Below are 651 nucleotides of genomic sequence, written 5' to 3'. Positions count from 1 at the left end.
AACTGCAATCACAAGCATAATATCTACGAATTGCAGTAAATGAGTGCTCAGTGTAGCTGAATGAAAGCCTGTTAACCTTGTTGTGACTATTTTTTTCAACGGGTTATATCAAACGTCACCTTATTCTAGGCGTGCTTCTTGGCTATTTCTGAGCATATCTTTTCTATCGTTATCCCGCCTTTTCGTTGAAATCAACTCCTTCGAAATATTCGAATCTCTCCATAAGATTTTTGTGGTTGTTGCCAGCCTGTTTAACTTTTATTCTGCAAAGCATAAAACGTGAACAAAGGAATATAACCATGAAAATTGTCGCATTCGGTGCTTCTACCAGCTCAACCTCAATCAACAAAACGCTTGCTACTTACGCCGCTCAACAAGTAGAAGGCGCGCAAGTGAACGTGTTGGATTTAAACAACTACAACGTTCCAATGTTTAGTGAAGACAAAGAGAAAGAAATCGGTCAAGCGGAAGGCGCAATCGCTTTTTTACGCGAGCTAGAGCAAGCTGATGCCATCGTTGTATCATTTGCAGAGCACAACGGTTCTTACGCTGCGGCTTACAAAAACTTGTTCGATTGGGCAACGCGTATCGAGCGCAATGTGTTCCAAAATAAACCGGTAGTTTACCTTGCTACGTCACCGGGCCCTGGTG

General features: G+C 42.4%; 1 protein-coding gene. It reads left to right on the top strand.

What is annotated here, in order from left to right; translation table 11 throughout:
• Window positions 1-299: 299 nt before the first annotated feature.
• A partial coding sequence (locus tag R7R78_RS27080) for an NADPH-dependent FMN reductase (protein ID WP_225474731.1) occupies window positions 300-651 on the top strand: 352 nt, incomplete at its 3' end.

This window comes from Vibrio sp. 2134-1, assembly GCF_033339495.1.
Note: the sequence above shows the minus strand (reverse complement) of the source record. Positions and strands in the feature narration are given on the sequence as shown.